The organism is Mycobacterium sp. P4_H6 (genome assembly GCF_056400845.1).
In genome coordinates, this window is sequence record NZ_JBFUKN010000035.1 from 1 (window position 1) to 26,578 (window position 26,578).

Below are 26,578 nucleotides of genomic sequence, written 5' to 3' on the forward strand. Positions count from 1 at the left end.
TGTGAGCCACGTGGCGAAGTTTTGGCAGATGTTGCCAGTTGTCGCGAAGCGCCAAGCTGCGCTCGCCTCGCCGATTACTAGGACATTTCGTACTGATATTGAAGGTCAGCAAATACGATCTTGAAAAGCCTTTTTCGATCGTGATTTGCTATAAGCGTGCAATTTGCGCCACTGAAAATTGTTTAACGTGCTGCGTTAGTCAGAAATTGACGATCTAGAAATATGATTGGCGGGAGTGGGCCGATTCACGCAATTTCACACAGTAATCGACCCGGACAGCAATTCACGATTAGCCTGTGAACAGGCAATTCATGCGTTATTGAGCCCATCAAACCATTCTCTATTCGCCATTCTTTTCAACTGCCCTGATTGGATCAYTTGCGGCCCGGGTATTGCTCGAGTTGTCCGCGGTGTGAACCGCATCACAACAACTATTCCGGGTTTGCGGAAGTTTGGAGATGACATCATGTGGGGCCCTAGGCAGCGATCAGCAAAACCGATTTGCTCAGTCGCRGCACCGTTGTTCGCGTTCACGCTCGTCGGTGCAGCAGTGCACGTGGGTGCCGCGGCACCGCTGAGCATGTCGCCGCAACAGGACGCGATCCGGCAGGTATCGGCGGCTGTGTCACTGGCTGCGGCCATCGACACCTCATCGAACGCCGTTGGCATCGCCGAATCCGAGCTGTACTTCATGACCCCGGAAGAGGTCGGCGTCGCCCTCGACACCATGCAGTCCATGGGTGTCACCCAGTTCCGTATGTTCATCCCCTGGCGTGCGGTCGAAGCTTCCCCGGATACCTACAACTGGGCCGACGTGGACAAGGTCATCGACGCAGCCGAGGAGCGCGGCATGGCCGTTCTGGGCGCGGTCACGAGCACCMCGACCTGGGCATCAGATGTCCAGGACTCCGCATACGGCGCCCCGCGCGACCCCGAGGACTTCGGCGACTTCATGGGCGAACTGGCCAGCCGCTACGGCGCCGGCGCCGGCGATCCCGAATCCGCACGCATCTCCGCATACGAAATCTGGAACGAGCCACAGAGTTTCGTCTTCTGGTCACCGAAGCCCGACCCCGCCGCTTACACCGAACTGCTGAAGGCCGGCTACACCGCGATCAAGGAAGTCGACCCGACCGGCACCGTGGTCGGCGGCGTGGTCACCGCGGGACTGACCTGGGGCGACGTCAACATCAGCCCGGTCGAGTTCGTCCAGACAATGTATGAAAGCGGCGCGGCGGGGTACTTCGACGCGCTGTCCTATCACCCGTACAACTACGACTGGAAGTTCGGCGACGGCGCCGGCAACGCGATCTCGGCGGTCGGCCAGCTGGAGGCCATGCAGGCGCTCATGGAGCAGTACGGCGACGGCGAGAAAGAGGTGTGGACAAGCGAATACGGTCTGCCGACCTCGTATGTCTCGGAGGCTCAGCAGGCCGAGTTCATCGACGATTTCATGGATACCTGGTCCGAACACGAGGGCACGGGTCCCATGTTCATCTACTCGCTGATCGACCGGAACAGCGCGTCGACCGATGTTGAGGACACCTGGGGTCTGTTCCGTGACGACTACACCCCGAAGCAGGCAGCGGCGATCGTGCAGGCCTGGATTGAGGAGAACGGTCCGCTTCCGTCCGATGGCCTTCCGCCGATCGACGAGATCCCCGATATCGGGATCCCGACGGTACCGACCGATCCGGTGGCCGAGGAGCCGGTTACCCCGACACCGGCTGACCCGGTGGCCGAGGCAGTGGCGAATTGGCAGAAGGCGCTGGCCGAAGCCGCGGCGAACTGGGCGGCGGCATGGGGTCAGGCCACCACCACCGCGCCGGCCACGACGACGGTGTCGGCTCGGACCGCGGCAGCACCCGAAGAAGCACCGGCTGAACCTGCCGATCTGACCGAGTCCGACGCCGAGGCCGAGGTTGGAGAGCCCGCCAGCGCAACGGATCCCGCACTGGAGAGCACAGACTCGTCCCGCGCAGCGTTGATCGAAGCCACGCAGGCCGAGCCCGAATCCGACACTGCGGAGACCGAGACAGCGGCCCCGACCGCGACCGCGACCGATGAGCCCGACGCGTCCGCGTCGACCGATACGGAAGAGTCCGACACCACCGCGTCCGATACCACGGAGTCCGCTGCTACCGAGTCGGAAACCTCCGAAAGTGGTTCGGCGACCGCCGGATCGACCGCCACTCAGTCGAGCGCAGGCTCGGCATCGTCGAGTTCGGAATCCGGAGAAGCCGAGTCCGGGTCGGCTTCTGCGAGCGACAGCTCGTCCAGCAGCACGGCGAGCGACAGCTCGTCCAACGGTTCTTCGGACAGCGACAGCTCGTCCAGTAGCTCGGGCGAATAACCAGACAAGTCAGCCGGGGCAGGATGTCCGCCTGCCCCGGCTGACTCTTGTCTCCGCTAACTGCTTGCCAGCGCAAGCAGGGTGGCAAAGAGCGTACTTCCGCGCGAGATACGCACTGTCCGCAAATCATGGCGCGGTTCCTCTCCCGACCACCTGGGATACCCGTCAAATTTCGGCCGTTTGACCACGTCATTGCCTATTTCAGGATGCCTGGTTGGGCTAGTCTCTGAACTGGCTGAGCTTCCGCCGGCCGCTTTCACGACCGTCGGGAGTCGTCATGAGGAAGCCAGCTCGTCGCAGCGTTCAGCGGCGAACGATCGTCACCGTCTCCGCGGCCGTGGTACTCGCCACGGTGTGCGCAACCACCGAACAACGGCCACCGATCAGCCTGCGCGCGGCGTCCTATGCCGTCGACATGGTCGCCGCCATCGAAGAGACACCCACCACCATCGGCCTGGCCGATTCGAACCTGGTCCGCCTCGACGACGAGGACCTCATCAACAAGCAACTCGACATGATGCAAGCGCTGGGTGTCCAGAACGTCCGCATCGGCATCTCCTGGATCTCGACGCAGCTCACCGAGGATGGCAACTTCTTCTGGGGTGCCACGGATTACGTCATCAACGAAGCGCACCGGCGCGGCATGGGTGTGCTCGGCGTCCTTCATGAGACTCCGGCGTGGGCGGGCAGCCCGCCGCTGTCGGGGGTACCGAATCTTGATGCGTTCGGCCGATTCGCCGGCGCGGTCGCCGAGCGATACGAGGGCAAGGTCTCCGCGCTCGAAGTCTGGAATGAACCGAACGGCCGGTTCTTCCTCAACCCCGTCGACCCCGCCGCTTACACAAGCATGGTCAAAGCCGCCTACACAGCCATCAAGGCATTCGACGATCCCGACGACCCGGACGATGACATCACCGTCGTCGCCGGCGTGCTGGGATCCGGCCGCACCGTCGGCAACGACTTCACCATGAACCCCATCGATTTCCTGCAGGGCATGTACGACGCCGACGCACACGGCTTTTTCGATGCGTTCTCTTTCCACCCCTACCACTACGACATCCCGTTCTCCGAGGGTGCAACACAATCGGACTCCCCGATTCTGCAGCTGCGCGCGATCAGGGAACTGATGGAGCAGTACGGCGACGGTGATCTCAAGGTGTGGGCCAGCGAATACGGCCTTCCCACAACGCCGTTCGACCCGACCCATCCGCTGCTGTACAACTCGCCGGAAAAGCAGGCCGAGTTCCTCGCGGACTTCCTGGCGAGCTGGCAGCGCGAGGACGGTACCGGACCGATCTTCATCTACTCCACCCGAGACATCAACACCGGCAGCACAAGCGATCAGGACAACTTCGGCATCTGGTACACCGACTGGTCCGAGAAGCCTGCGGTACAGGTCATCCGAGACTTCCTCGAAGATCTCGAACCCGACAACCCCATCTGGGACGCGATCCGCCAGGTCGTCAGCCGCGTGGTCGAGATCACCGGCGAGGTGATCAACGGCGTGGTGGATGCCATCGTGTGGGGTGTGGAGGCATTCATCGATGCAACGGTGTGGGTGGTGAAGACGATTGCCGAGGTGACCGTCAACGTCGTCGAGGGCATCGTCGACATCACGTCCAAGGTCGTGCACGGTATCGCCGACGCCATCGTCAACTCGGTGAACTGGGTGGTCGAGAAGGTCAAGAGCTGCCTGGGAATCGAGAGCACCGCGCCGGCGCAGAACCGGATGATGGCTGCTGCAACAGTTTTGACGGTCGACGACCCCGCGAAGGAAGAGGACACCCCGGCGGTCCCGGAGAATCCCGCCGACCCGGAAGTGGTCGAGCCCACCGCCGGCGACGCTGAAGTCGTCACCACCGAGGGTGTCGACACTCAGCCTGTCGACGCCGATATCGTCGAACCCGACGCCACCGTCGAGCCTGAGGTTGCCGAACCCGAAGTGACCGAAACCGAGGTCCCCGTGACCGCCGAACCCGAGGCCACCGAGACCGAGGCACCCGCTCCCCCGTCCGACGACGTGACCGAAGAGCCGGACGCGGAGGAAGCCGAGCAGGAGCCCGCCGAGGAGGCCGAGACCGCGCCACCGGTCACCGCCCGTACGACGACCACGACGCGGACCGCCAAGACGGCAAAGGCACCGAAGACCGCAGCGTCCAGCGGGGTGAAGTAACCCGCCTCAGAACACCCGGATCCAGTCGACCAGCATCTCGGCCGGGTAGTTGCCGCCGGCGGGCTCGCGCCCGCCGGAGCCACCGACCGCGATGTTGAAGATCGGCGCCATGGTGTAGCCGGGATCGTTGAAAGGCCACGGGTTCAGCGAGTTCGCCGGCACCGTGAAGTAGGGCTCCATGCCCGGCTGGTAGTCCTTCCAGAAGTACAGGCCGGTCGGCTGCCAGGTCATGCGCCAGGTGTGCCAATTGCCGTCGACCGGATGCTTGTCGGTCGCCATCGCGGTGCCGTCGAGCAGTGCGTGCACGGTGGTACCCGACGGCCAGTCCCGGTTGCCGTACCACTCCACCAGGTCGATCTCACCGCCGCGGACCGGGTCGTCGTTCAGCAGCCAGAACGCCGGCCATGCGCCGTCGGTCAGGCAGTTGAGTTTGATGCGGGCTTCCCAGGTGGTGCCTATTCCGCCACGCCAATTGCCGATGATCTTCGCGCTGGCGTACTTTTCCTGGATGTTCGCACCCTCGCCGCGCGTGGCGCGGATGACGAGGTTGCCGTTGCCGTCCTGGAAGACGTGCTCCTGATCGGTGACGTAGCGGCCCATGTTGTAGGGCTTGTCCCATTCGACGGGGTTCCTGATGGTCTCCCGGACGGGCACGATGAACCATGCGGCCGGGTCCGGGGGCGAGCCCGCAGGACCGTTGAACTCGTCCTGGAACAGCATTGCCGGCGCGGCCGCCGCGGGCGCCGGAGCGCCGGGGCCGGGCACCGGTCCGGGCGGGAAATCACCCGGGATGGGTTCGGCGTGGGCCGCCGGGGAGGGTAGTGCGGCGGCGGCCGCACCCAGTCCCAGCATCATCAAGGCACTGCGTCGATCAAAATCAGGCACAGCCGAACCATAAACGAGAAAGGGCGGGTTTCGCGCGCAACCACGCGAACAACGAACCCCGCAGACGGCGAATAGGGAGGCCCCACTTTCACCGCAGGCTCGGCTAGCGTTTGCGTCGGCAAACTATCGAATCCGACGCAGGAGTCATAAAGGCATGGCCAACAAGGTATTTCGACAGACCCTCACCACGGGCGTTGTTCTTGCCAGTGCCGGTGCCATCGCGCTGACCCCGGTGACCGTGACTCCGGAGATTCGCGCCGTCGTCGACACCCCGCGCGTCGTCACCACCGACGTGATGCCGGCCGGGCTGGTCCAGGACCTGCAGCTCATCGGTAACGGCGCCCGGGCCGCGGTGGAGCAGAGCGTGGACGCGCTCACCCGCAAGATCCCCGATCTGTGGTGGACCGTGCACGAGCAGTGGCCCGACGCCGACCTGCTGCACTGGAACTACGCCCTGGTCACCGATATCTTCCTGGCGCCCATCACACCGCTGCTCATCGGCCCGCTCAACGACGCGGTGGCCGAGGCTGTGGCCCGCAATTTCCCGGTCCTGGGCGATCAGATCCGCCAGATCCCCGACTTCGTCGAGTATGCGTTCGTCCGGCTGATCGGGCCGGTCCTCAGTGCCATCGGCGGTGCCGGGGTGGCGCACTCGGAGATCTTCTACTCGATGACGACGCTGCGCATCGAGCCCTTCATCGAGGCCATCGTCAGGGCGCCGTTCCACGTGATCGACGGCCTGCTCTTCGGCGGCTACGGCGAACTCGGCCCGATCCTGCCCGGCCGTGAGGGGCAGTACATCCCGGCGCCCGGTCTGTTCACGCCGTGGGGCAAACCGCCGCGGGTCCGCGACATCAAGACACCGAACGACATCGTCACCACGGTCCCGAATGCCAACGCGAACCTGGTGAGCCTGTCCACCGGACGCGACGAGCGCACCACCGAGGCGGACACCGCCGTCATCGAACCCACCACCGACACCGTCATCGAAGGCCCCGTGGAGGCCGCCGTCGAGCCGGTCAGCGAGACCGTCGAGCCCGAGACGGTCGTGGAGACACCGGAACCCACCGAAACGGCCACCCCCGCCGCCGACGACACAGACATCACCGAAACCGAAGGCGAAACCGTCACCGACGAGACGGCGACCACCAAGCCGGTCAAGCCCGCGAAGGTCGATCCCGCCGCCGGAATCCGGCAGGGCATCAAGGACTTCCGTGACAACKTCGGCCGCACCGTCAAGAAGCTCACCGGGGGCGGGTCGACGTCCCGCTCGGACTCGCAAGCCGGTGGCGGCAAGGGCGAATCCACCGCGTCGGAGTAACTCAGCATCCACTGTGGGCCTCATGCACAGGATCGAGGTGGTCTGCGTGCACGGGGCCCACAGTCGTCTCGACCTGGCCCGCTACGCCGGTCTGCTGACCGGTAAAGTGCCAGGTGCAGCTGGTCTGCCACGAACGTGCGTTCTGCGTTTGCGGCATCGAGCAATGCGGTCGGCGACGATCGCATCGTGAGAGGGAACCCGGTGAGAATCCGGGACTGTCCCGCAGCGGTAAGCAGGAACGACCGCCGTCATAGGCACTGGTGCGCAGCTCACGCTGACGCCGGGAAGCGACGGCCAGTAGGAACACCTCAACGGTGTGCGCCTGTGAGTCCGAAGACCTGCCAGCTGTGCTGGGCGCGCCGCGCCCGGCGGCGCATCGCCTCGAGGACTGGGCGTATGGCCGGTGTGGTCATCGTGCGCACGGAATGCTCACGGTGGTTTCTTCGGTTGTACGTACCTATGGGCGACGGGCTTCCCATCTTGTCGAAGGACGTACCGTGTCACCACAATCTGCTGCACCGTTCACCGCCACCACCCTGGGATCGCCACGGGTCGGCCCCAACCGCGAGCTGAAACGCGCCACCGAGGGCTATTGGGCCGGCCGGATCAACCGCGCCAAGCTGGAAGCAACCGCCTCGGGCCTGCGGCACGGCACGCGGTCCGCGCTGGCCTCCGCCGGTCTGGACTCCATCCCGGTCAACACGTTCTCCTATTACGACCAGGTGCTGGACACCGCGGCCATGCTGGGTGCGCTGCCGCCCCGCGTCGCCGGAATCGAAGACGAACTGGATCGCTACTTCGCCGCCGCGCGTGGCACCGGCGACATTGCGCCGCTGGAGATGACGAAGTGGTTCGACACCAACTACCACTACATCGTCCCCGAGATCTCCGCTCAGACGTCGTTCTCGCTGAACCCGTCGAAGGTGCTCGGTGAGCTCAAAGAAGCTCTTGCCCAGGGTATCCCGGCCCGTCCGGTGATCATTGGGCCGATTACCTTCCTGGCGCTGTCCAAGGCGGTCGACGGGGCCGGCGCGCCGATCGAGCGCATCGGCGAACTGCTGCCGCTGTACCGGGATCTGCTCGCGCGCCTGGCCGCCGCGGGTGCTCAGTGGGTCCAGATCGACGAGCCGGTGCTGGTCACCGACATCGTGGCGGACCCGGCAGGTCTGGCCGAGCGGGTGTACTCCGATTTCGCTGTCGCAGAACAGCGTCCGGCGATCTTCGTGGCCACCTACTTCGGTGCACTGGACAACGTGCTGCCTGCGCTGGCCCGCACACGGGTCGAAGCCATCGGTGTCGATCTGGTGGCCGGCGGCGACCAGGCCGTGGTCTCGGTGCCCGAACTCGCCGACAAGCTGCTCGTCGCGGGCATCGTGGACGGCCGCAACATCTGGGCGACGGACCTGGATGCCACGCTGGCGCGGCTGACCGCCCTGCTGGGTCAGGCTGGCGCAGTCGCCGTTTCCACGTCGTGCTCAACGCTGCACGTGCCCTACTCCCTGGATCCCGAAACCGAACTCGATGCGGCACTGCGGAGTTGGCTGGCGTTCGGCGCCGAGAAGGTGACCGAGGTCGCGACGCTGGCCACTGCGCTGCGGGACGGCCGGGATGCGGTGGCGGACGTGATCGCCGCGTCGACCCGGGCCGCGGCCTCGCGGAAGACAGATCCTCGGCTGTACAACGCGAAGGTCCGTGCCCAGCTGGACACGGTGCTGGCGTCCGGAACCACGCGTGGCCCGGCCGCAGACCGGCGGCGCAGCCAGGATGAGCGGCTGAACCTGCCGGCGCTGGCCACCACCACCATCGGTTCCTACCCGCAGACCACCGCGATCCGTAAGGCCCGTGCGGCTTTGCGGTCCGGCGAGATCGATCAGGCCGGCTACGACGAGCAGATGAAGGCCGAGATCGCCGAGGTCATCCGGTTGCAGGAAGAGATCGGGCTGGACGTGCTGGTGCACGGCGAGCCCGAGCGCAACGACATGGTGCAGTATTTCGCCGAACTGTTGGATGGCTTCTTCGCCACCCAGAACGGTTGGGTGCAGTCCTACGGCACCCGTTGCGTGCGTCCTCCGATCCTGTACGGCGACGTCGTGCGGCCCGAGCCGATGACGGTCGACTGGGCCACCTACGCCCAGTCGCTCACCACCAAGCCGGTGAAGGGCATGTTGACCGGGCCGGTGACCATCCTGGCCTGGTCGTTCGTGCGTGACGATCAGCCGTTGGCGGACACTGCCAATCAGATCGCGCTGGCCATCCGCGAGGAGACCGTCGATCTGCAGGCGGCGGGGATTGCGATCATCCAGGTCGACGAGCCCGCGCTGCGGGAGCTGTTACCGCTGCGGTCCAAGGAGAAGCAGGCCTACCTGCAGTGGGCGGTCGGTGCGTTCCGGCTCTCCACCTCGGGTGTCGACGACAGCACCCAGATCCACACCCACCTCTGCTATTCGGAGTTCGGTGAGGTGATCGGCGCGATCGCCGACCTGGATGCCGATGTCACCTCCATCGAGGCGGCGCGCTCGCACATGGAGGTGCTCGACGACCTCAACGCGATCGGGTTCTCCAACAGCGTGGGTCCGGGTGTCTACGACATCCACTCCCCCCGGGTCCCCGGCACCGACGAGATGGCCGAGTCGTTGCGGGCCGCGCTGCGGGCCGTGCCGGCCGAGCGGTTGTGGGTCAATCCCGACTGCGGCCTGAAGACCCGTAAAACCGACGAGGTGACGGCGTCGCTGCGAAACCTGGTGCAGGCCGCCGCGTTGGTGCGCACCGAGCACTGAGATAGCGCTGTGGCCCGGATCCACACGGGATCCGGGCCACAGTCTCCTCGCTCATGCGCCGCGACGTTGATCGGCAATCACGAACAGCCTGGCGCGGTCGGTTTCCGACATTCCTCCCCAGATTCCGAAGTCCGCACCGCTGTCGATCGCAAACCTCGCGCATTCCCACCTGACCGGGCACTTTCCACAGATCTCCCGGGCAACCGCCAACCGTCGGCGCCGGGACCGCACCTGTTCACCGTCGGGATGGAAGAACAGGTCGGGATCCCTGTCACGGCATCGAGCCTGATGTCGCCAATCCTCGGGTCTGATCACCTCAGCGCGCGCTGCGGATGCCCGCTGTAGTCGCTCAACGGCCGGATGAGCGCGTTGGACGCGGCCTGCTCGATGATGTGCGCGGTCCAGCCGGTGATACGGCTCATCACGAAGATCGGGGTGAAGCTCGGAATGTCGAAGCCCATCAGGTGATATGCGGGCCCGGTCGGAAAATCCAGATTCGGTTTGATGCCGGTCGCCGCCTGCATGTCCTTCTCCAGCACGTCGTAGATGTCCAGCCAGCGGCGCCCGTCCCTGGCCGCCGCGACGGATTCCAGCGCCGCTTTCATGGTGGGGACCCGGGAGTCACCGTGGCGGTAGACGCGGTGGCCGAAGCCCATCACCTTGTCTTTGCGGGAAAGCTTGTCGTGCAGCCAGGCCGACGCATTGTCGGCGCGTCCGATCTCCATCATGTCGTGCATGACGGCCTCGTTGGCGCCGCCGTGCAGAGAGCCCTTCAGCGCACCGATGGCGGCGGTGACCGCACTGTAGATATCGGATTGGGTCGAGGTCACCACGCGGGCCGCGAAGGTGGAGGCGTTGAAGCTGTGCTCGGCGTACAGCACCATCGACTGCTCGAAGGCCTCGACGATCACGGGGTCCGGCACCCAGCCCTTCCCTGTCGCTCCGCTCGCCCCGTCGCCGAAGCACATCGCCAGAAAGTTCTCCGAGTAGCCCAGGTGGCTGTGCGGTGCGATCGGGTCGAGCCCGCGGCGGCGGCGCATATCGGCGGCCACGATGGTGGGCAGCACGGCGAACATCCGTAATGCCTTGGCGTAGTTCGCCGGAACCGAGCTGTCGTCCTCATCGGGGTCCTCGGCACCCAGATAGCTGATCGCCGTGCGTACCACGTCCATCGGATGGCAGTTCTCCGGCAGCTTGGTCAGCAGCGACAACAACGACCGGTTGAGTCGCCGCGAGGAGCGTTCACGCTGATTGAACAGCGCGAGCTCCTGATCTCCTGGGAGCTCGCCGTGCCACAGCAGGTAGGCGACCTGCTCGAAGCTGCACTGCGCGGCCAGGTCTTGCACCGGGTAGCCGCGGTAGGTCAGCGTGTTGGTTTCCGGGACCACCTTGGAGATCGCGGTGGTGTCCACGACGACGCCGGCCAGCCCCTTGTAGATCTTCGGCGTGTCTTCGATGGCGCTGGTCATGTCGATGCTCCCTGAATGCTGAAGTTGAAGATGTCTGAATCGAATTCGTTGTATTCGGCGTATCGCAGCAGTTCGTAGAGCCTGCTGCGGTGCTGCATCTGGTCGAGCAGTCCGGCTTGTGTTCCCGCCGAATCGATCTCACGCAGACCGACCTCGACAGCGTGCATCGCCAGTCGCAGAGTGGTCACCGGATAGATGACCACGTTGTAGCCGACATCGGACAGCTGACTCGCGGTGAGTAACTGCGACTTGCCGAACTCGGTCATATTGGCCAGCAGCGGGGTGTCCACCGCGTCGCGGAACCGCTCGAATTCGGCTGGGGTATGCAGCGCTTCGGTGAAGATGAGGTCGGCGCCCGCATCGGCGTAGGCCTTGGCTCGATCGATGGCCGCCGGGATTCCCTCGATACCCGCGGCGTCGGTGCGCGCGCAGATGACGAAGTTCGGGTCCCTGCGGGCCGCGACAGCCGCCCGCACACGCTTGACCATCTCGGAGGTCTCGACGACGGCCTTGCCGTCGAGATGCCCGCAGCGTTTGGGGTTGACCTGGTCCTCGAGGTGCAGGCCGGCCAGCCCGGCATCCTCGAGAACAGTGACCGTGCGGGCCGCGCTCATCGGCTCACCGAATCCGGTGTCGGCGTCGATGAGCGTCGGCAGATCCGTTGCCGCAGCCATCTGGGCACCCCGGCCGGTGACCTCGGTCAGCGTTGTCAACCCGATATCGGGTAGACCGAGATCGGCGGACAGCACCGCTCCGGAGACGTACACCCCGTCGAACCCGATGTCGGCGACCAGCTTGGCGACCAACGGGGAGAAGGCTCCTGGGAAGCGTTGTAGGCGTCCGGACTTCAGCGCGCTGCGGAACCTGATCCGTTTGTCGGCAGCGGAGATGGCGGAACCGAGCAGGCCCGTCACCGGAATATTCCCGACGGAATCGTGGGCGCCTTGTCCAGCACGCGCGGATCGACGCGGATGTTCAGCACTCCGAGTCCCCCGGGCTTGATTCCGGCAACTGCGTCGACGGCGCTCAGAAAGCGTTGTTGCTCTTCGGATTCCACCACACCCTCGGCGAGGTCGCTGAACTTGCCGACATACTGTTCGCGCGCGAACGGGCGGGCACCCAGCGGGTGCGCATCGGCCACAGCGAGCTCGTCGACGATGGTCTCACCGCTCTTGAGCGTGACGACGGCCTTGGCGCCGAACGCCTTCTCCGCCGGATCCGTGCTGTGATAGCGCCGGGTCCACTCGGGGTCTTCGACGGTGGAGATCTTGCTCCACAGCTCGATGGTGTCGGGCCGGTGTGCGCGCTCGGGGGCGTAGGACCGCTCGTGGTGCCAGACACCGTCCTGCAGGGCTACGGCGAAGATGTACATCACCGAATGGTCGAGCGTCTCGCGGGAGGCACCCGGATCGAACTTCTGCGGGTCGTTGGATCCGGTGCCGATCACCACATGGGTGTGGTGGCTGGTGTGCAGCACCACCGAGGCGATCTGATCGAGATCGCCGATTCGATCCCGCATCCGGCGGGCCAGGTCGATGGGCGCCTGGCTCTGGTACTCCGCGGAATGCTCTTTCGTATAGGTGTCCAGGATGGCGCGCTTGGACTCGCCCGGCGCGGGCAGCGGCACCGGGTAGCTGCGCTCGGGGCCGCCGAGCATCCAGGCGATGACGCCGTCCTCGCCCTCCCATATGGGTGAAGGGGAGCCCTCGCCGCGCATGGCACGGTCCACGGCCTCGATGGCGACCTTGCCGGCCCATGCCGGCGCGAACGCCTTCCAGCTGGAGATGGATCCCTTGCGGGACTGCCGGGTCGCGGTGCACAGGTGCAGTGCCTGACCGATCGCGGCATAAATGGTCTCGGTGTCCAGTCGCAGCATGGTGCCAAGGCCGGCGGCGACCGCCGGGCCCAGGTGCGCAACGTGGTCGATTTTGTTCTCGTGCAGGCAGATACCTTTGACCAGGTCGACCTGGATCTCGTAGGCGGTGGCCAGCCCGCGGATGAGGTCGGATCCGCGCACACCGAGCTGCTGGCCGACTGCCACGAGTGCCGGGACGTTGTCGCCTGGGTGCGAGTACTCGGCGGCCAGGAAGGTGTCGTGGAAGTCGAGTTCACGCACCGCGACACCGTTGGCCCATGCGGCCCATTCCGCGGACACCTTGCCGTCGACTCCGAACACCGAGGCGCCATGACGGTTGGGGTGGGCCAGTGCCTGCGCCCGGGCCACCGTGACGGGGCGACGGATCACCGAGGCGGCCGACACCGCGGCGTTGTCGATGAGGCGGTTGATGACCATTTCCTCGGTCTCCGGCGCGACCTCGACGGGGTCTGCGGCCACCTCGGCGATCTTCCAGGCGAGGTGCTCGGTGCGTGGAAAGTCTTCGGCGCTGCGTCGTGTCCGGACGTCATGGATCTGCATATTCCGCACGGTACGCAGGCGGCGATATCGTGCGAAAGTACTTGTAAATGCGTAATTGTGCGTCCTTGGCCGGCACATTTTGCGAATGTTGTGTAAGACGCCTGTTATAGGGTTACACCCGGTGGCGAAGACCTTCGCGGGAGCCCGGCTACGGCGGCTCAGAGATGAACGAGGCCTGACTCAGGTCGCACTGGCCCGCGCTCTCGGCCTGTCCACCAGTTACGTCAATCAGCTGGAGAACGACCAGCGCCCGATCACCGTTTCGGTACTCCTCGCCCTCGCCGATCGCTTCGACCTACCGACCCACTACTTCGCCCCGGATTCCGACGCCCGGCTGCTGTCGGATCTGCGGGAGATCCTCGCCGACGGGCCCGCCACCATCGCCCAGATCGAAGAACTGGTGGCCCGGATGCCGGAGGTCGGCCAGACCGTCGTCAGCATGCACCGGCGACTGCACGACGCGACATCCGAACTCGAAACCGTGCACGGGCGCGCCAACCTCGACGCGCAAGCCGGGACCCAGCAGCCGATGCCGTTCGAAGAGGTCCGCGACTTCTTCTACGACCGGCGCAACTACATCGACGCGCTCGACCGGGCCGCCGAGGAGCTGTTCACCCGACACCGTCTGCAACTGGGTGGTGTGGATGCCCAGTTGGCCACGCTGCTGGCCGACGAATTCGGGATCACGGTCATCGTCGACGACGGAGACAGGCTGGGTTCAGACGTAAAGCGGCGCTTCCACGCCGAGACGAACACGCTGTATCTCGCGCGCTGGCTGCTACCCGGACAACGTGCGTTTCAGCTCGCCACCCAACTCGCGCTGCTACTGCATTCGGAGCTGATCTCGGCGATCGTCGCCACCGACGACCAGCTCAGCAACGAGGCACGGGACGTGGCCCGCATCGGGCTGGCGAACTACTTCGCCGGTGCACTGCTGTTGCCCTACCGGATCTTCCTGTCCGCCGCCGAGGAGCTGCGCTACGACATCGACCGACTGGCACGGCGATTCGAGCTGGGTTTCGAAACGGTCTGTCACCGGCTGTCGACCCTGCAACGTCCCGACGCCCGCGGCGTGCCGTTCATCTTCGTCCGCACGGACAGCGCGGGGAACATCTCGAAGCGTCAGTCGGCCACCGCTTTTCACTTCTCCCGGGTAGGCGGCAACTGCCCGCTGTGGGTGGTGCATCATGCGTTCGCGCGCCCCGGCGAGTTCCTGACCCAGGTGGCGCAGATGCCGGACGGCCGCAATTACTTCTGGCTGGCCAAGACCTCGGTGTCCACACCCAGCCGGTATCTGGGCACCCCGAAGAGCTTTGCGATCGGCCTGGGTTGCGACCTGGCCTACGCCGACAAATTGGTCTACTCGGTGGGCATCGACCTCACCGATGCCGACGCAGCCGTGCCGATCGGGGCCGGCTGTCGCATCTGCGACCGGCCGGTCTGCCCACAACGGGCGTTCCCGTATGTGGGCCGACCCGTTCAGGTCGATCCGCATACCAGCAGCAACCTGCCGTACCCGCCGGCCACGCGTAGCTTCGAACCGTGACCGCGGCACTGCAGACCGTCGTGGTCGGCTCCGGGATCAGCGGGCTGACCACGGCCATCTCTCTGCTGGAGGCCGGCCACCGGGTGCGGATGGTGGCCGCAGACCGCGCCATGTCCACCACCTCGGCCGTGGCGGCGGCGGTGTGGTTCCCCACCCACGTCGCCCCGTGGGAACGCGTATCGGGCTGGGGCGCGCACACCTTCGAGGTGCTCGCCGAGCAGGCGGCGGCGCACGCCCCGGGGATGGTGATGCGCGAGTCGCTCAGCCTCTATCGAACACCGCCGGGCGAACCCGGGTGGACAGCCGCCGTCGGCAATGTCCGGCCGGCCCGGCCGGACGAACTGCCTGAGGGCTACCCCTACGGCTTGCGCTACGCGGTGCCGCTGGCGGAGATGCCCCGCTACCTGCCATGGCTGGAGGCCCGGGTCCGCACCCTCGGTGCCCAGGTCACCCAGCGGCAGCTGGGGTCACTGGACGAGGTGGGCGACGGGGCCGACGTGGTGATCAACTGTGCCGGCCTGGGCGCGGGCAAATTGGTCGACGACCCGTCGGTGTATCCGGTGCGGGGGCAGGTCGTGCGGGTCAGCAATCCCGGTCTGACGATGTCGGTTCGCGACGAGGAGCATCCGGGTGGCCGCGCCTACGTGCACCCGCGGACCGAGGACTGCATTCTGGGCGGCACCCTCGATGAGGGGCAATGGGACACCACGGCCGACCCGGCCGTCGGCGCGGCGATCCTGGCACGGTGCGCCGAGCTGGTGCCCGCGCTACGCGACGCTCGAGTACACGAACAGGTCGTCGGACTGCGGCCCGGGCGCCCGGCCGTCCGGCTCGAGGAAGGCGAGCGGTTGCGATCCGGCGCACGAGTGGTGCACAACTATGGGCACGGCGGTTCGGGGATCACCTTGTGCTGGGGCTGCGCGCGCGAGGTCACCGCGCTCGTGGGCTGACCCTCCCGGGAATCAGCGGAAGTACTGCTCGTCACCCGACGGATAACCGCCACCGGTGGTGGTGACATGCACGTGGTCGTAGTGGCCGTAACCGCCGGAGCCCGCCGCACCGCTCGGGGTGTAGTAGGTGCCCCGCCAGATGGCGTCCTGCATGCCGAAACGGGCGGCGTTCTTGGTGACGTAGGCGACGATCTGGTTGCCCAGCGCGACACCCTCCGCGCTTCCGGGGTTCGGGATCATCACGTCCAGCGCCAGACCGTTGGGATGCCAGCGCAGCGCATCCGCGCGCACGCCGCCGATACTGCGGATTTCCGGGAACACCGCGCTGATGGCACGGGCGGCCAGAATCGTCTTGATCTGCAGACCGTGCTCGGGAGCCACGCCCTTGGGCAGCAGCAGTGATCGGGTGTCCGCGCGCCACCTCGACGCCGAGACGAGTTGCGCGGAGGCGACCTCAGGGGCTGCGGCCACGATGGCGGACGGGCTCCAGCCGAAGGATGCCGGCGCGGCCACGACCTCGACGCCCAACGGGGCGGCCTCGGCGGCGGTGACCACGGCCGGAGCAGCGACTCGTGCCCCGGGATCAGGGGCCGTACCAGGCTGGATATCGCCGCCGATCGAGAAGAGCACGGCCGCCGGCGCCACGATGGCGGCGAGCGCGGCAGTCGACCGCAGTCGGCCGTGAGCCATTCCTTGTCGCCGCATTCACCACACCTTCGAGCTCGCCGACTTCGACTTCAGCAACCGCCGAGACCCGGCCGTTTGCTTGTCGTTACCTATCCGTGACTTAACCCGGGTGACTATAACCCGGCGTGTCGCAGCAGCTCAACTCTTTGTGAGATTGGTATGAGCAGGTGAAGTGGCAGGTCCCGGCCTACGGGGCCGCCGGAGCTGCCGGGTTGGGCACCTGGACAGGTATCGGCGGCAGCAAAGGAATGTTGATGTACGTCGTCGTCATCGCCGGTGCCTGAGACACCGTGGTGACCTCCGCGGTGGTCGTCGGCAACGTGCTCGGCGCCGTCGTCGTGGTGGTCGTCGGCACCGTCGTAGTCGTGGTCGTGGTCGTCGTGGTGGACGGCGTCGTGGTGGTCGTCGTGGTGGTCGTGGTCGTCGTGGTGGTGGTCGTCGTGGTTGTTGTCGGCGGCGTCGTCGTGGTCGTGTGCGTCGTCGGCGCCACCGGCTGCGGTGCGACGGGCTCCGGTGGCGGCGGCGGTGCGGGCGGCGCCTCGGTCACGGTGAGGACGGGCGGCGGCGTCTCGATCACCGGCGGCTGCTCAACGGGAGGTGGGGTGTACACCCCCGACACCGGCGCGGTCGACGGGGTTGGTGTGTCGGTTTCCGAGACACCGGTCAGCGCGATCGCCACGCCGCCGAGCGCGACGACGGCCAGGATTCCCGCGGCGGCGAAAACCGCCATCGGCAGCCGTGGCACGCCCCGGGACTCGTCCTCGTATTGGGCCGGAACATGTTGGGAGACAATGCGGGTGGATTCATCCCCGATGTACGGGTTCGCCGCACTGACCTCGGGGTAGTCGTCGGGGCCGGTGTAGGGCACCGGCTCGCCGCCGCCGTCGTCATCCTGCGACCACGCCAGCGCCCGGAACGTCGAGGACCCGGACTGGTCCGGGATCACGATGGGCGGTGCCAGGCTGGTGGGGGCGTCGGCACCGAGTGCCGGAGCCATCCCGGTCTGCGCGCCGGCCTCGGCCGCACCGGCCGCGAACAGCGCCGCCCCGACGGCCGCGTCCAGTGCGGGCTGCGGGGTGCTGACCACCGGGATCTGGGTGTGCGCGGACAGCTGCCGGGTGATCAGCGGAATACTGGCACCGCCACCCGCGGTGGCGATCACGGATACATCGTTCCAGCCGATCCTGTTGCGCTGCAACAGATTGTCCAGCTCATCGAGAACCTGCTGCAGCGGCTCGGCGAGCAACGCCTCCAGCTCGGCGCGCGTCACCCGCACCACCGACCGGTATCCGGGCAGTGCCACCGGGATCTCGGTGGCCGTCGCCGCGGACAACCGCTCCTTGGCCTGCCTGCACTCCTCACGCAATGCACCGAGCAGCCCGACCGCGGCGGTGGCGCCCGGGTCGGTGTCCTCGATGCCGGACAGCACGTGGGTCAGCAGCGCCTGGTCGATCAGGTCACCGGAGAATTCGGCCACCCGGGTCGTCTCGTCGAGCGGCTCGAAGGCCGCGCCGGAATCGGCGAGGGTGATGCTGGTGCCACCACCGCCCAGATCCACCAGCACCACCGGGCCGCCGGCGCTCAGGCCCGGATTGGTGTGCAGCGAGGTCAACGCGGCGACGGCATCGGAGACCAGCCTCGGCGGTGTCCCGTTCGCGGAGAGCACCGGGTTGGTCCGCAGCGTCGCCCGCAGCGCCCGCAGCGTCGCAGCGTTCCAGTGCGCGGGAACCGCGACGGCTGTCTGCGCCGAAGCGGTGCCGCCCACGACACCGACCATCGCCTCCAGCGCCTCGGCCAACAGGTCGTCGGCCGGATAGGACGATCCGTCCGAGGCCACCAGCGGCACCGGATCCCCCACGCGGTCAACGAATCCGGTCAGCACCTGTCCGGGCTGACCGGATGGCGCACCGACTTCCGGCGCGCCCTGCACCGGAAGTGTCAGAACAGCGCGCCGAGTCACGGGCAGGTCGCCGACACGTGCCGCGACCAGGTTGGTCGTCCCGATGGACAACCCCAACGGGTCGGTCATTGGGCCCACCATAACCGCCGCCACTCCGATCGGCCGAACGGACACAACGCGGGGAAAGCCTGTGTTGTGATGTCGGGCATGGCTGACAACCTCGCTGAAATCGAAGCAATCAAACAGGTCAAGTACCGCTACCTGCGTGCGCTGGACACCAAACACTGGGACGATTTCGCCGACACCCTCACCGAGGACGTGGTCGGGGACTACGGCGAATCACTCGGCGAGGAGCATCACTTCACCGACCGCGCGACGCTCGTGGAGTTCATGCGCAACTCGATGCCGGCCGGCATCATCACCGAGCACCGGGTGACCCATCCCGAGATCGCCATCGACGGGGACGAGGCCACCGGCATCTGGTACCTGCAGGACAAGGTCATCGCCGCCGAGTTCAACTTCATGCTCATCGGAGCCGGCTTCTATCACGACAGCTACCGGCGCACCGCGGACGGCTGGAAGATCAGCAAGACCGGCTACGACCGGACCTACGACGCCTCGCTGTCCACCGAGACCGTCGGCTTCAAGGTGAAAGCCGGTCGGGCCGTGAACATCTGACTACTTCGAGACGGCGATCAAGGCTCCCGGGCGCAGCCACCGGATGATCTTCACCAGCGCGGCGTCATCGATGGCGACGCACCCCGCCGTCGCGCTGCCGTCGGTGGTGTGCAGGAAGAACGCGCTACCCGCGCCGGGCGCCCGCGCCTTGTTCACCCCCATCACCACCGCGTGCGCGTACTGCGGGATCTGCAGGTTCTCGGTGCCGCTGTCCTCGGTCGCGAACGGGCACTGCGCCTTCTCGCACACCTGCATGGTGTTGTAGGTCGCGCTGTTCACATCGCCGTCCCACCAGTGATTCGGCCCCACCTGGACGTAGGGCAGACCACCACCGGGATTGGCCTGGGTGCCGAACGCGAAGTCGAGGCTGAACACACCCATCGGCGTCTTCATCGAACCCTCGCGGATCTCCTGTGCCATGTCGCTCGAACCGATGTGGGCCGGTATGCCGATCCCGACCGGGTTCCAGCCCGCGGCGGTCCGCTCCCACACATCGATTTTCGCCGTCGTAGGCCCCACGCCCACAACCGAAATCACCTGCGTGGCGTTGCCGACGGAGTTGACGAACCAGGGTGTCTCGGCGGCGTTGACGACCGGCGCCGACCCGAGGGCCAGCCAGAGCGCGCTCAACACCACGAGTAGTCGGCGCATCCGACCATCGTCGGCACCGCAGGTGACCCAGGTCAAGTCAAGGTTTGGACACGGCGCTTTGTGCGTACCTTGTAGCCATGGGACTTGGAACGGTCGACCGGCGCATTTTCCTGGCCGTTGCAGAATCCGACAGCAAAGTACTCGATACGGTGATGCCCAAGCTGACTTCGGCCGCCGACCACTCGAAACTGTGGTTCGCGATCGGCGCCGGACTCATCGCCGCGGGTACCCCATCCATGCGCCGCGGCGCAGCCCGCGGCCTGCTCACGCTGTCGGTGACCAGCCTGGTCACCAATCAGGGAGCCAAGCGCATCTGGGTGCGGCAGCGACCGGACTTCGCAACGGTGCCCTTCGTCCGGCGCTCGCGGCGGATGCCGACATCGAACTCGCTGCCGTCCGGGCACTCCGCCAGCGCGGCCGCCTTCGCGGTCGGTGTCGGCTTGGAGAATCGCAACCTGGGTTTCGGTCTCGGTGCGCTCGCCGGCCTGGTCGGCCTGTCCCGGGTGGCCACCGGCGCGCATTACCCGGGCGATGTGCTGGCCGGATTCGGAATCGGCACCGCCATCGCGCTCGTCGGCGCAGGCGTGGTGAAACCGCTCAGACAACCCCCGGCCATCGCGTCCGAGCCGCGCGTTTTAGACACCGAGCCCCGCCCGAACGGCGAGGGCGTGGTGCTCGTGGTCAACCCGAACTCCGGCAGCGGCACCGGCGGGCGCATCCTCGACGAGGTCCGCGAGGCACTGCCCAAGGCCGAGATCGTCGAGGTCGGCGACGCCGAAGACATCGAGGAGAAGTTGCGCGAGGCCGCCGATCGGGCCGAGGTACTGGCCGTCGGGGGCGGCGATGGCACCGTCTCGTGCGCCGCCGGAATCGCCTACGAGGCGAACGTGCCGCTGGCGGTTTTTCCGGGCGGCACCTTCAACCACTTCGCCAAGGACATCGGCTGCGAGACGGTCGCCGCCACCGTCGAGGCGATCCGCGCCGGATCCGCCGCGTACGTCGACATCATCCGGTTCAACGACTCCGACACCGTCGTCAACACCGCGAGCATCGGCGCCTATCCGAAGTTCGTCCGCATCCGGGAAAAGCTCGAGCACAAGATGGGCAAACCCCTGGCCGGCGCCTACGCGCTGTACCGGACGCTGAGCAGCGACGCCACGGTGCGCATTCGGTACGACGACAAGACCGTGCAGACATCACTGTTCTTCCTGGGCAATTCGCTGTACTCGCCGTCAGGTTTCGCGCCGTCACGCCGGGTGCGGATGGATGACGGCCTCATCGACGTCAGGATCCTGGAAACCGGTCGTAGGTTCAGCACGGTGCGGATCCTGACCGCCCTGGCGACGGGCAGGCTGGTGTACAGCCCGCTCTACCGCGAACTGCGGGTCCCCGAGTTCAGCTTCACCGCTGTGGACGGTCCCACGCCAATCGCGCACGACGGTGAGGTGGAAGTCGTTGCGCAGGAAGCGAATTTCAAGGCGCTGTACCGGGCGCTGCCGGTTTTTCGTCCACTACCGTGACGCGCCTGCTGGTGAGTATCGGCAGACAGACCAGCACCCACAGGTAGCCCAGCGCCCAACCGGCCAGGACATCGGAGGGGTGATGCACGTTGAGCACCACCCGGCCCACGCCGACCGCGACGACGATCAGCACGCCGATCGCGATGGCCGCGCTGCGCCACCGGCCGCGCAGCCACGGTGACGCGGCGAACAACATCGCCGTCACCGCCACCGCCGTGCCGAGCGCGTGGCCGGACGGGAAGGACGACGAAAACTCCGGGACCAGCGCGGTGACCGGACGTGGCCGCGACACAACCGCTTTCGCGAACACCACGATCAGCGCGGAGAACTCCACCGTCGCCGCCAGGAACAACGCCACCCGGTACCGGTCCGGCCTGCGCCCCATCAACAGGTACACGATCCAGATCAGGGCGATCAGGCGGAACACCGCCGGGTGGAACACCRTGCACAGCACATCCCACGCGGTCACCCAGCCCGGATGCGCGACGCCGTAGCGGTACAGCGGATCCAGCACCGCCCAGTCGGCGTTCTCCATCCACTCCCACCGCCCGAGCACCCCGGCCAGGGCGAGCAGGAACACCGCCGCGGCAGGCACGGCGCCGGCCAGCAGCGCAGTGCGGCGTGCTCCCACGTCCCACCCCACTCTCGCCGCTCCCCCTGCGGACATCGGTCTGCGGCCGAGCATAGGCGACCACCGGATCGCCGCCGCCGCGAAGTCGGGTTGCCGGTATCGTGCGAAACATGGCGGTGTTCCTGCGCAAACTACTGCGCATCGGCAAACTTCCCAGCGAGTTGCGCGAGGCTGTGGAAGCCGAAGGCGTCATCCACTACGCCGAATACGTGCCCGTCACCAGGCGTTTCACCGGAAAGGTGCCCGGGAAACGCTCGGTCGGCAGCGTCACCAGTTTCTCCGGTTCACTGGTGTTCACCTCCCAGCGTGTGCTCGGCACGCTGTCCACCGTCCCCAAGCTCGCCGGACGCGCCATCGACCTGCAATGGGACGCACCGCAATCGGGCCCGGTGATCGCCGATATCTCCTCGGCCGGCCTGGTCATCAACCTCGATGTCGCCCAGGTCGACCCACGATGCTCGGGCCAGCTGTCCCTGCATTACAAGGAGCCGTTGAGCGACGACGTGCTGGCACGCCTGCCGCGCCGGTCGCTGGCCTACGACGTGCCGCCGGAATTCATCTTCCGTGCCGTCGGGGTGCCGTACCACCCGTGACCATCAGCTACGACGAACATCTGCGGGAGCGGATCCGGGCCAACCTCGCCGGGCATGAGCGCCGCACGTTCACCGACACCACCAAGCGGCGTGCCGCCGTCGCGGTGACGCTGGTGGACTCGCACCTCGGCGAGGATCGGGTGGACCCGGCACCGGTCGAGGACTGGATCGCCGGGCGGCCCATGCCCGACTCGCTGGACGGCCGGATGGTCGACGTCTCCGGCGGTGCCGCTTTCCTGTTGTGCCGCAGGGCGTCCCGGCTCAACTCGCATGCCGCACAGTGGGCATTGCCCGGCGGGCGCCTCGACCCGGGCGAGTTCTCCGTCGATGCCGCGCTGCGCGAACTCCACGAAGAGGTCGGTGTCGATCTGCCGGGCAGCTCGGTTCTGGGCCTGCTCGACGACTACCCCACCCGCTCCGGCTACGTCATCACCCCGGTGGTGCTGTGGGGCGGGGGCCGGCTGGATCTGCACCCATCCCCTGACGAGGTGGTCGCCGTCTACCGGGTCGGCCTGCACCAGCTGCAACGCGCGGACTCGCCGCGTTTCATCACCATCCCGGAAAGCCCGCGCCCGGTGGTACAGATCCCGTTGGGCAATGACCTGATCCACGCGCCGACGGGCGCGGTGCTGCTCCAGATGCGCTGGCTCGGGCTGGAAGGACGCGGCGACCCCGTCGACGAACTCGAGCAGCCGGTGTTCGCCTGGAAGTGACTAGCACATGCGGTGAGGGCCGTACAGCACACGAACCGCGCTGCGCAAAACCCAACGGCGGACCAGACTTCCGCTGTGGGATATTGCCAACAGACGAATAGGAGGTGTCCGTTGTGACAGACGCACGGCGCGACAATGTGCTGATCGTGCACTGGCATGACCTGGGCCGCCATCTCGGGGCGTACGGGCACAGTGATGTGCGCAGCCCGCGACTGGACCAGCTCGCCGCCGAGGGGATCCTGCTCACCCGGGCGCACGCCACCGCGCCGCTGTGCTCGCCGTCGCGGGGGTCGCTGTTCACCGGCCGCTACCCGCAGAGCAACGGACTGGTCGGCCTGGCGCACCACGGCTGGGAGTACCGCACCGATGTGCGCACCCTGCCGGACATCCTCGGCAAGTCCGGCTGGCACACCGCACTGTTCGGTATGCAGCACGAGACGTCCTACCCCAGCCGCCTCGGGTTCGACGAGTTCGACGTCTCCAATTCCTACTGCGAGTACGTCGTCGAACAYGCCGACTCCTGGCTGCGCCGTCCACCGGCGAAGCCTTTCCTGCTCACCACCGGATTCTTCGAGACGCACCGTCCCTACCCGCATGACCGCTACGACCCCGCCGACCCCACCGCGGTGGAGCTGCCCGGCTACCTGCCCGACACCCCGGCGGTCCGCCAGGACCTCGCCGATTTCTACGGGTCGATCACCGTGGCCGACGCCGCTGTGGGCCGACTGCTGGACACCCTCGCCGAGACCGGGCTGGACCGCAGCACCTGGGTGGTGTTCATGACCGACCACGGTCCGGCGCTGCCGCGAGCCAAGTCCACGCTGTACGACGCGGGCACCGGGATCGCGATGATCGTGCGGCCACCCACCGGGTCGGCGGTGCCGCCACACGTCTACGACGAACTGTTCAGCGGCGTCGATCTGGTCCCGACCCTGCTGGATCTACTCGGTGTCGAGGTGCCCACCGAAGTGCAGGGTCTGTCACATGCCGCGGGTCTGCTCGCACCCGCCGAGAACGACATACCGGTGCGCACCGAGGTGTACTCGACAAAGACTTATCACGATTCTTTCGACCCCATCCGAGCCATTCGCACAAAGGACTTCTCGTATATCGAGAATTACGCATCACGACCATTATTGGATTTGCCCTGGGATATCGCCGACAGCGCCCCCGGAGCCATCGTCGGCCCGAATTCGCTGAGCCCGCGGCCGGAGCGGGAGCTCTATGACCTCCGCACCGATCCTGGTGAGTCCACGAACCTTCTCGAGACGAGTTCTGGCGCCGAAATGGAGGAAGTCGCCCGTGACCTCGCACTCCGACTGAACGACTGGCGCGAGAAGACCAACGATGTCATCCCCTCCGAGTTCGCCGGCACCCGCATTTCGGAGCGCTACACACAAACGTATTTGACGATCAAGGAATGGCCGGCATTGAGCCGCTCGGCGATTGCGGCCGACCGCGGTATCGAAGACGCCGAGCAGTCTTCGCAATAGTTAAATTCAGCCTGACGCGAATATCCCGTCTGCGCCGGGAAAACAATAGCGGTTAGAGTCTCGCCCATGGCTCATCCGAAGGCGTATCTCGTCCTCGCATCGCAGCGCAGTGGCAGCACGCTGCTCGTCGAATCACTGCGTGCCACCGGTGTCGCCGGTGAGCCGCAGGAGTTCTTCCAGTACCTGCCCACCACCAGTCAGTCGCCCCAGCCTCGGCAGTGGTTCACCGGCGTCGAGGACGAATCCATCCTGCGCCTGCTCGACCCGCTGGACGAGGGCAAACCGGATCTGGCGCCAGCGACGATCTGGCGCGATTACATCCAGACGGTCGGCCGCACCCCGAACGGGATCTGGGGCGGGAAGCTGATGTGGAATCAGACCCCGCTGCTGCTGGACCGTGCCGCCGGGCTGCCGRACCGCTCCGGTCAGGGCCTGCTGTCGGCCATCCGCGACGTCGTCGGCAGCGATCCGGTGCTGGTGCACGTCTACCGGCCCGATGTGGTGTCGCAGGCCGTCTCCTTCTGGCGCGCAGTGCAGACCCGCGTGTGGCGTGGACGTCCCGACCCGAACCGCGATGCCCGGGCCGAGTACCACGCCGGGGCAATCGCGCACGTCATCACCATGCTGCGGGCGCAGGAAGAGGGCTGGCGGAACTGGTTCGAGGAAGAGGGCGTCGAACCGCTCGACGTGTCCTACCCGTACCTGTGGCGCAACCTCACCACCGTCGTGGCCACCGTGCTGGAGCAGCTGGGCCTCGATCCCCGGCTGGCGCCGGAACCGGTCCTGGAACGTCAGGCCGATCAACGTTCCGACGATTGGGTAGACCGTTATCGCGCCGACGCACACCGAGAGGGGCTGCCGACATGACCGCCAGTACCGACACCGTTCTGGTCGACGAGCTCCGGCTGTTGGAGGCCGAAGCCGTCCACATCATCCGCGAGGTCGCGGCCGAACTGCAGCGCCCGGTGCTGCTGTTCTCCGCGGGCAAGGACTCGATCGTCCTGCTCCGTTTGGCGGAGAAGGCTTTTCGGCCCGGACCACTGCCGTTTCCGGTGCTGCACGTGGACACCGGGCACAACTTCGCTGAGGTCATCGAGTTCCGCGACCGGCGCACCACCGGCGTCGGGCACAAGCTGCTCGTCGGATCGGTGCAGGAGACCATCGACAGCGGCCGGGTCGCCGACCCGGGCCCGGGTGCGTCGCGCAACCGGCAGCAGACTCGCACCCTGCTCGACGCCCTGGAGGCCGGCGGTTTCGACGCGGCGTTCGGCGGTGCGCGCCGTGACGAGGAGCGGGCTCGGGCCAAGGAGCGCATCCTGAGCTTCCGCGACGAGTTCGGACAGTGGGATCCGCGCGCGCAACGGCCCGAACCGTGGTCGCTGTACAACGGCCGGATCCGCAAGGGCGAACAGGTGCGCGTCTTCCCGTTGTCGAACTGGACCGAGATCGACATCTGGCGCTATATCGAGTTGGAGAACCTCGAACTGCCCTCGATCTACTTCGCGCACGAACGTGAGGTGTTCGAGCGTGACGGCATCCTGCTGGCGGTATCAGAATTCGCCAAACCCACCGGCGCGGAGACCGCGGCGGTGGAGTGGGTGCGCTACCGCACCGTCGGCGACCTCACCATCACCGGTGCGGTCCGCTCCACAGCCACCACGATCGACCGGGTGATCACCGAGATCTCGGCGGCCACCGTCTCCGAACGCGGGGAAACCCGCGCCGACGACCGCACATCCGTTGCGGCAATGGAAGACCGCAAGCGAGAGGGCTATTTCTGATGATGGGGCGAGCGCAGCGCAGCGGAGCGACGGGGGAAACA

At 66.6% G+C, this 26,578-nt stretch carries 22 protein-coding genes and 1 riboswitch; of the genes, 13 read left to right on the forward strand and 9 right to left on the reverse strand.

What is annotated here, in order from left to right; translation table 11 throughout:
- The first annotated feature begins 556 nt into the window (after positions 1-556).
- Together AC1DTF_RS16140 and AC1DTF_RS16145 are read left to right on the forward strand one after the other, a co-directional pair.
- Positions 557-2,353 (forward strand): cellulase family glycosylhydrolase, encoded by a 1,797-nt coding sequence (locus AC1DTF_RS16140; RefSeq protein ID WP_477474790.1) that lies wholly within the window; start codon positions 557-559, stop codon positions 2,351-2,353.
- Positions 2,354-2,630: 277 nt separating this feature from the next.
- Positions 2,631-4,526 carry a glycoside hydrolase family 5 protein gene (locus AC1DTF_RS16145; RefSeq protein WP_082614467.1) on the forward strand — a complete coding sequence of 632 codons (1,896 nt, stop codon included), beginning with the start codon at positions 2,631-2,633 and terminating at the stop codon, positions 4,524-4,526.
- A 6-nt stretch (positions 4,527-4,532) separates the two neighbouring features.
- On the opposite strand, the gene AC1DTF_RS16150 is transcribed toward AC1DTF_RS16145, so the two are convergent.
- Positions 4,533-5,381 (reverse strand): glycoside hydrolase family 16 protein, encoded by an 849-nt coding sequence (locus AC1DTF_RS16150; RefSeq protein WP_057170399.1) that lies wholly within the window; start codon positions 5,379-5,381, stop codon positions 4,533-4,535.
- A 184-nt stretch (positions 5,382-5,565) separates the two neighbouring features.
- On the opposite strand from AC1DTF_RS16150, the gene AC1DTF_RS16155 reads away from it, so the two are divergent.
- Positions 5,566-6,732: a hypothetical protein gene (locus AC1DTF_RS16155; RefSeq protein WP_477474791.1), complete on the forward strand. Its 1,167-nt coding sequence runs from the start codon at positions 5,566-5,568 to the stop codon at positions 6,730-6,732.
- A gap of 153 nt (positions 6,733-6,885) precedes the next feature.
- A riboswitch (cobalamin riboswitch) is annotated at positions 6,886-7,092 on the forward strand.
- Positions 7,093-7,229: 137 nt separating this feature from the next.
- A complete protein-coding gene (metE, locus tag AC1DTF_RS16160; RefSeq protein ID WP_477474792.1) occupies positions 7,230-9,509 on the forward strand; it encodes a 5-methyltetrahydropteroyltriglutamate--homocysteine S-methyltransferase in 2,280 nt (759 codons plus the stop codon).
- Positions 9,510-9,560: 51 nt separating this feature from the next.
- On the opposite strand, the gene AC1DTF_RS16165 is transcribed toward metE, so the two are convergent.
- Genes AC1DTF_RS16165 through prpD form a run of 4 tightly spaced genes read right to left on the reverse strand, consistent with a single transcriptional unit; the run spans position 9,561 to position 13,394 of the window.
- The gene (locus AC1DTF_RS16165) at positions 9,561-9,824 is read right to left on the reverse strand and encodes a WhiB family transcriptional regulator (RefSeq protein WP_477474793.1); all 264 of its coding nucleotides are present in this window, start codon (positions 9,822-9,824) and stop codon (positions 9,561-9,563) included.
- Positions 9,821-10,978: a bifunctional 2-methylcitrate synthase/citrate synthase gene (locus AC1DTF_RS16170; protein ID WP_477474794.1), complete on the reverse strand. Its 1,158-nt coding sequence runs from the start codon at positions 10,976-10,978 to the stop codon at positions 9,821-9,823. The genes AC1DTF_RS16165 and AC1DTF_RS16170 overlap by 4 nt, the downstream gene beginning before the upstream one ends.
- Positions 10,975-11,892: a methylisocitrate lyase gene (gene prpB / locus AC1DTF_RS16175; RefSeq protein WP_477474795.1), complete on the reverse strand. Its 918-nt coding sequence runs from the start codon at positions 11,890-11,892 to the stop codon at positions 10,975-10,977. Before prpB ends, AC1DTF_RS16170 begins: the two co-directional genes overlap by 4 nt.
- A complete protein-coding gene (gene prpD, locus AC1DTF_RS16180; RefSeq protein WP_477474796.1) occupies positions 11,889-13,394 on the reverse strand; it encodes a 2-methylcitrate dehydratase PrpD in 1,506 nt (501 codons plus the stop codon). Before prpD ends, prpB begins: the two co-directional genes overlap by 4 nt.
- A 121-nt stretch (positions 13,395-13,515) precedes the next feature.
- Here prpD and AC1DTF_RS16185 point away from each other — a divergent pair, with 121 nt between their 5' ends.
- The gene (locus AC1DTF_RS16185; protein WP_442928771.1) at positions 13,516-14,940 is read left to right on the forward strand and encodes a short-chain fatty acyl-CoA regulator family protein; all 1,425 of its coding nucleotides are present in this window, start codon (positions 13,516-13,518) and stop codon (positions 14,938-14,940) included.
- Complete coding sequence (locus AC1DTF_RS16190; protein WP_477474797.1) at positions 14,937-15,890, forward strand: FAD-dependent oxidoreductase; 954 nt, start codon at positions 14,937-14,939, stop codon at positions 15,888-15,890. Before AC1DTF_RS16185 ends, AC1DTF_RS16190 begins: the two co-directional genes overlap by 4 nt.
- A 12-nt stretch (positions 15,891-15,902) precedes the next feature.
- On the opposite strand, the gene AC1DTF_RS16195 is transcribed toward AC1DTF_RS16190, so the two are convergent.
- Both AC1DTF_RS16195 and AC1DTF_RS16200 read right to left on the reverse strand, forming a co-directional pair.
- Positions 15,903-16,595, reverse strand: a complete 693-nt coding sequence (locus tag AC1DTF_RS16195; protein ID WP_057170406.1) for a VldE C-terminal domain-containing protein — start codon at positions 16,593-16,595, stop codon at positions 15,903-15,905.
- A gap of 169 nt (positions 16,596-16,764) precedes the next feature.
- Positions 16,765-18,606, reverse strand: a complete 1,842-nt coding sequence (locus tag AC1DTF_RS16200; protein WP_477474798.1) for an Hsp70 family protein — start codon at positions 18,604-18,606, stop codon at positions 16,765-16,767.
- Positions 18,607-18,675: 69 nt separating this feature from the next.
- Between AC1DTF_RS16200 and AC1DTF_RS16205 the strand changes: the two genes are divergently transcribed.
- Complete coding sequence (locus AC1DTF_RS16205; RefSeq protein WP_057170719.1) at positions 18,676-19,155, forward strand: nuclear transport factor 2 family protein; 480 nt, start codon at positions 18,676-18,678, stop codon at positions 19,153-19,155.
- On the opposite strand, the gene AC1DTF_RS16210 is transcribed toward AC1DTF_RS16205, so the two are convergent.
- Positions 19,156-19,806 carry a L,D-transpeptidase family protein gene (locus tag AC1DTF_RS16210; protein ID WP_477474799.1) on the reverse strand — a complete coding sequence of 217 codons (651 nt, stop codon included), beginning with the start codon at positions 19,804-19,806 and terminating at the stop codon, positions 19,156-19,158.
- Positions 19,807-19,883: 77 nt separating this feature from the next.
- On the opposite strand from AC1DTF_RS16210, the gene AC1DTF_RS16215 reads away from it, so the two are divergent.
- Positions 19,884-21,326, forward strand: a complete 1,443-nt coding sequence (locus tag AC1DTF_RS16215; RefSeq protein WP_477474800.1) for a diacylglycerol kinase family protein — start codon at positions 19,884-19,886, stop codon at positions 21,324-21,326.
- Here AC1DTF_RS16215 and AC1DTF_RS16220 read toward each other — a convergent pair.
- Positions 21,280-21,957, reverse strand: coding sequence for a phosphatase PAP2 family protein (locus tag AC1DTF_RS16220; protein ID WP_477474801.1), 678 nt, complete (start codon positions 21,955-21,957; stop codon positions 21,280-21,282). The two genes, AC1DTF_RS16215 and AC1DTF_RS16220, sit on opposite strands and share 47 nt — an antisense overlap.
- A 110-nt stretch (positions 21,958-22,067) precedes the next feature.
- On the opposite strand from AC1DTF_RS16220, the gene AC1DTF_RS16225 reads away from it, so the two are divergent.
- The 5 genes from AC1DTF_RS16225 (at position 22,068) to cysD (ending at position 26,537) form a co-directional block, all read left to right on the forward strand.
- Complete coding sequence (locus tag AC1DTF_RS16225; protein ID WP_057170410.1) at positions 22,068-22,550, forward strand: hypothetical protein; 483 nt, start codon at positions 22,068-22,070, stop codon at positions 22,548-22,550.
- Positions 22,547-23,263, forward strand: coding sequence for an NUDIX hydrolase (locus AC1DTF_RS16230; RefSeq protein WP_477474802.1), 717 nt, complete (start codon positions 22,547-22,549; stop codon positions 23,261-23,263). The genes AC1DTF_RS16225 and AC1DTF_RS16230 overlap by 4 nt, the downstream gene beginning before the upstream one ends.
- A gap of 113 nt (positions 23,264-23,376) precedes the next feature.
- Positions 23,377-24,756, forward strand: a complete 1,380-nt coding sequence (locus AC1DTF_RS16235) for a sulfatase family protein (RefSeq protein ID WP_477474803.1) — start codon at positions 23,377-23,379, stop codon at positions 24,754-24,756.
- Positions 24,757-24,822: 66 nt separating this feature from the next.
- Complete coding sequence (gene stf0, locus AC1DTF_RS16240) at positions 24,823-25,623, forward strand: trehalose 2-sulfotransferase (RefSeq protein WP_477474804.1); 801 nt, start codon at positions 24,823-24,825, stop codon at positions 25,621-25,623.
- A complete protein-coding gene (gene cysD / locus AC1DTF_RS16245; RefSeq protein ID WP_477474805.1) occupies positions 25,620-26,537 on the forward strand; it encodes a sulfate adenylyltransferase subunit CysD in 918 nt (305 codons plus the stop codon). Before stf0 ends, cysD begins: the two co-directional genes overlap by 4 nt.
- Positions 26,538-26,578 lie beyond the last annotated feature (41 nt).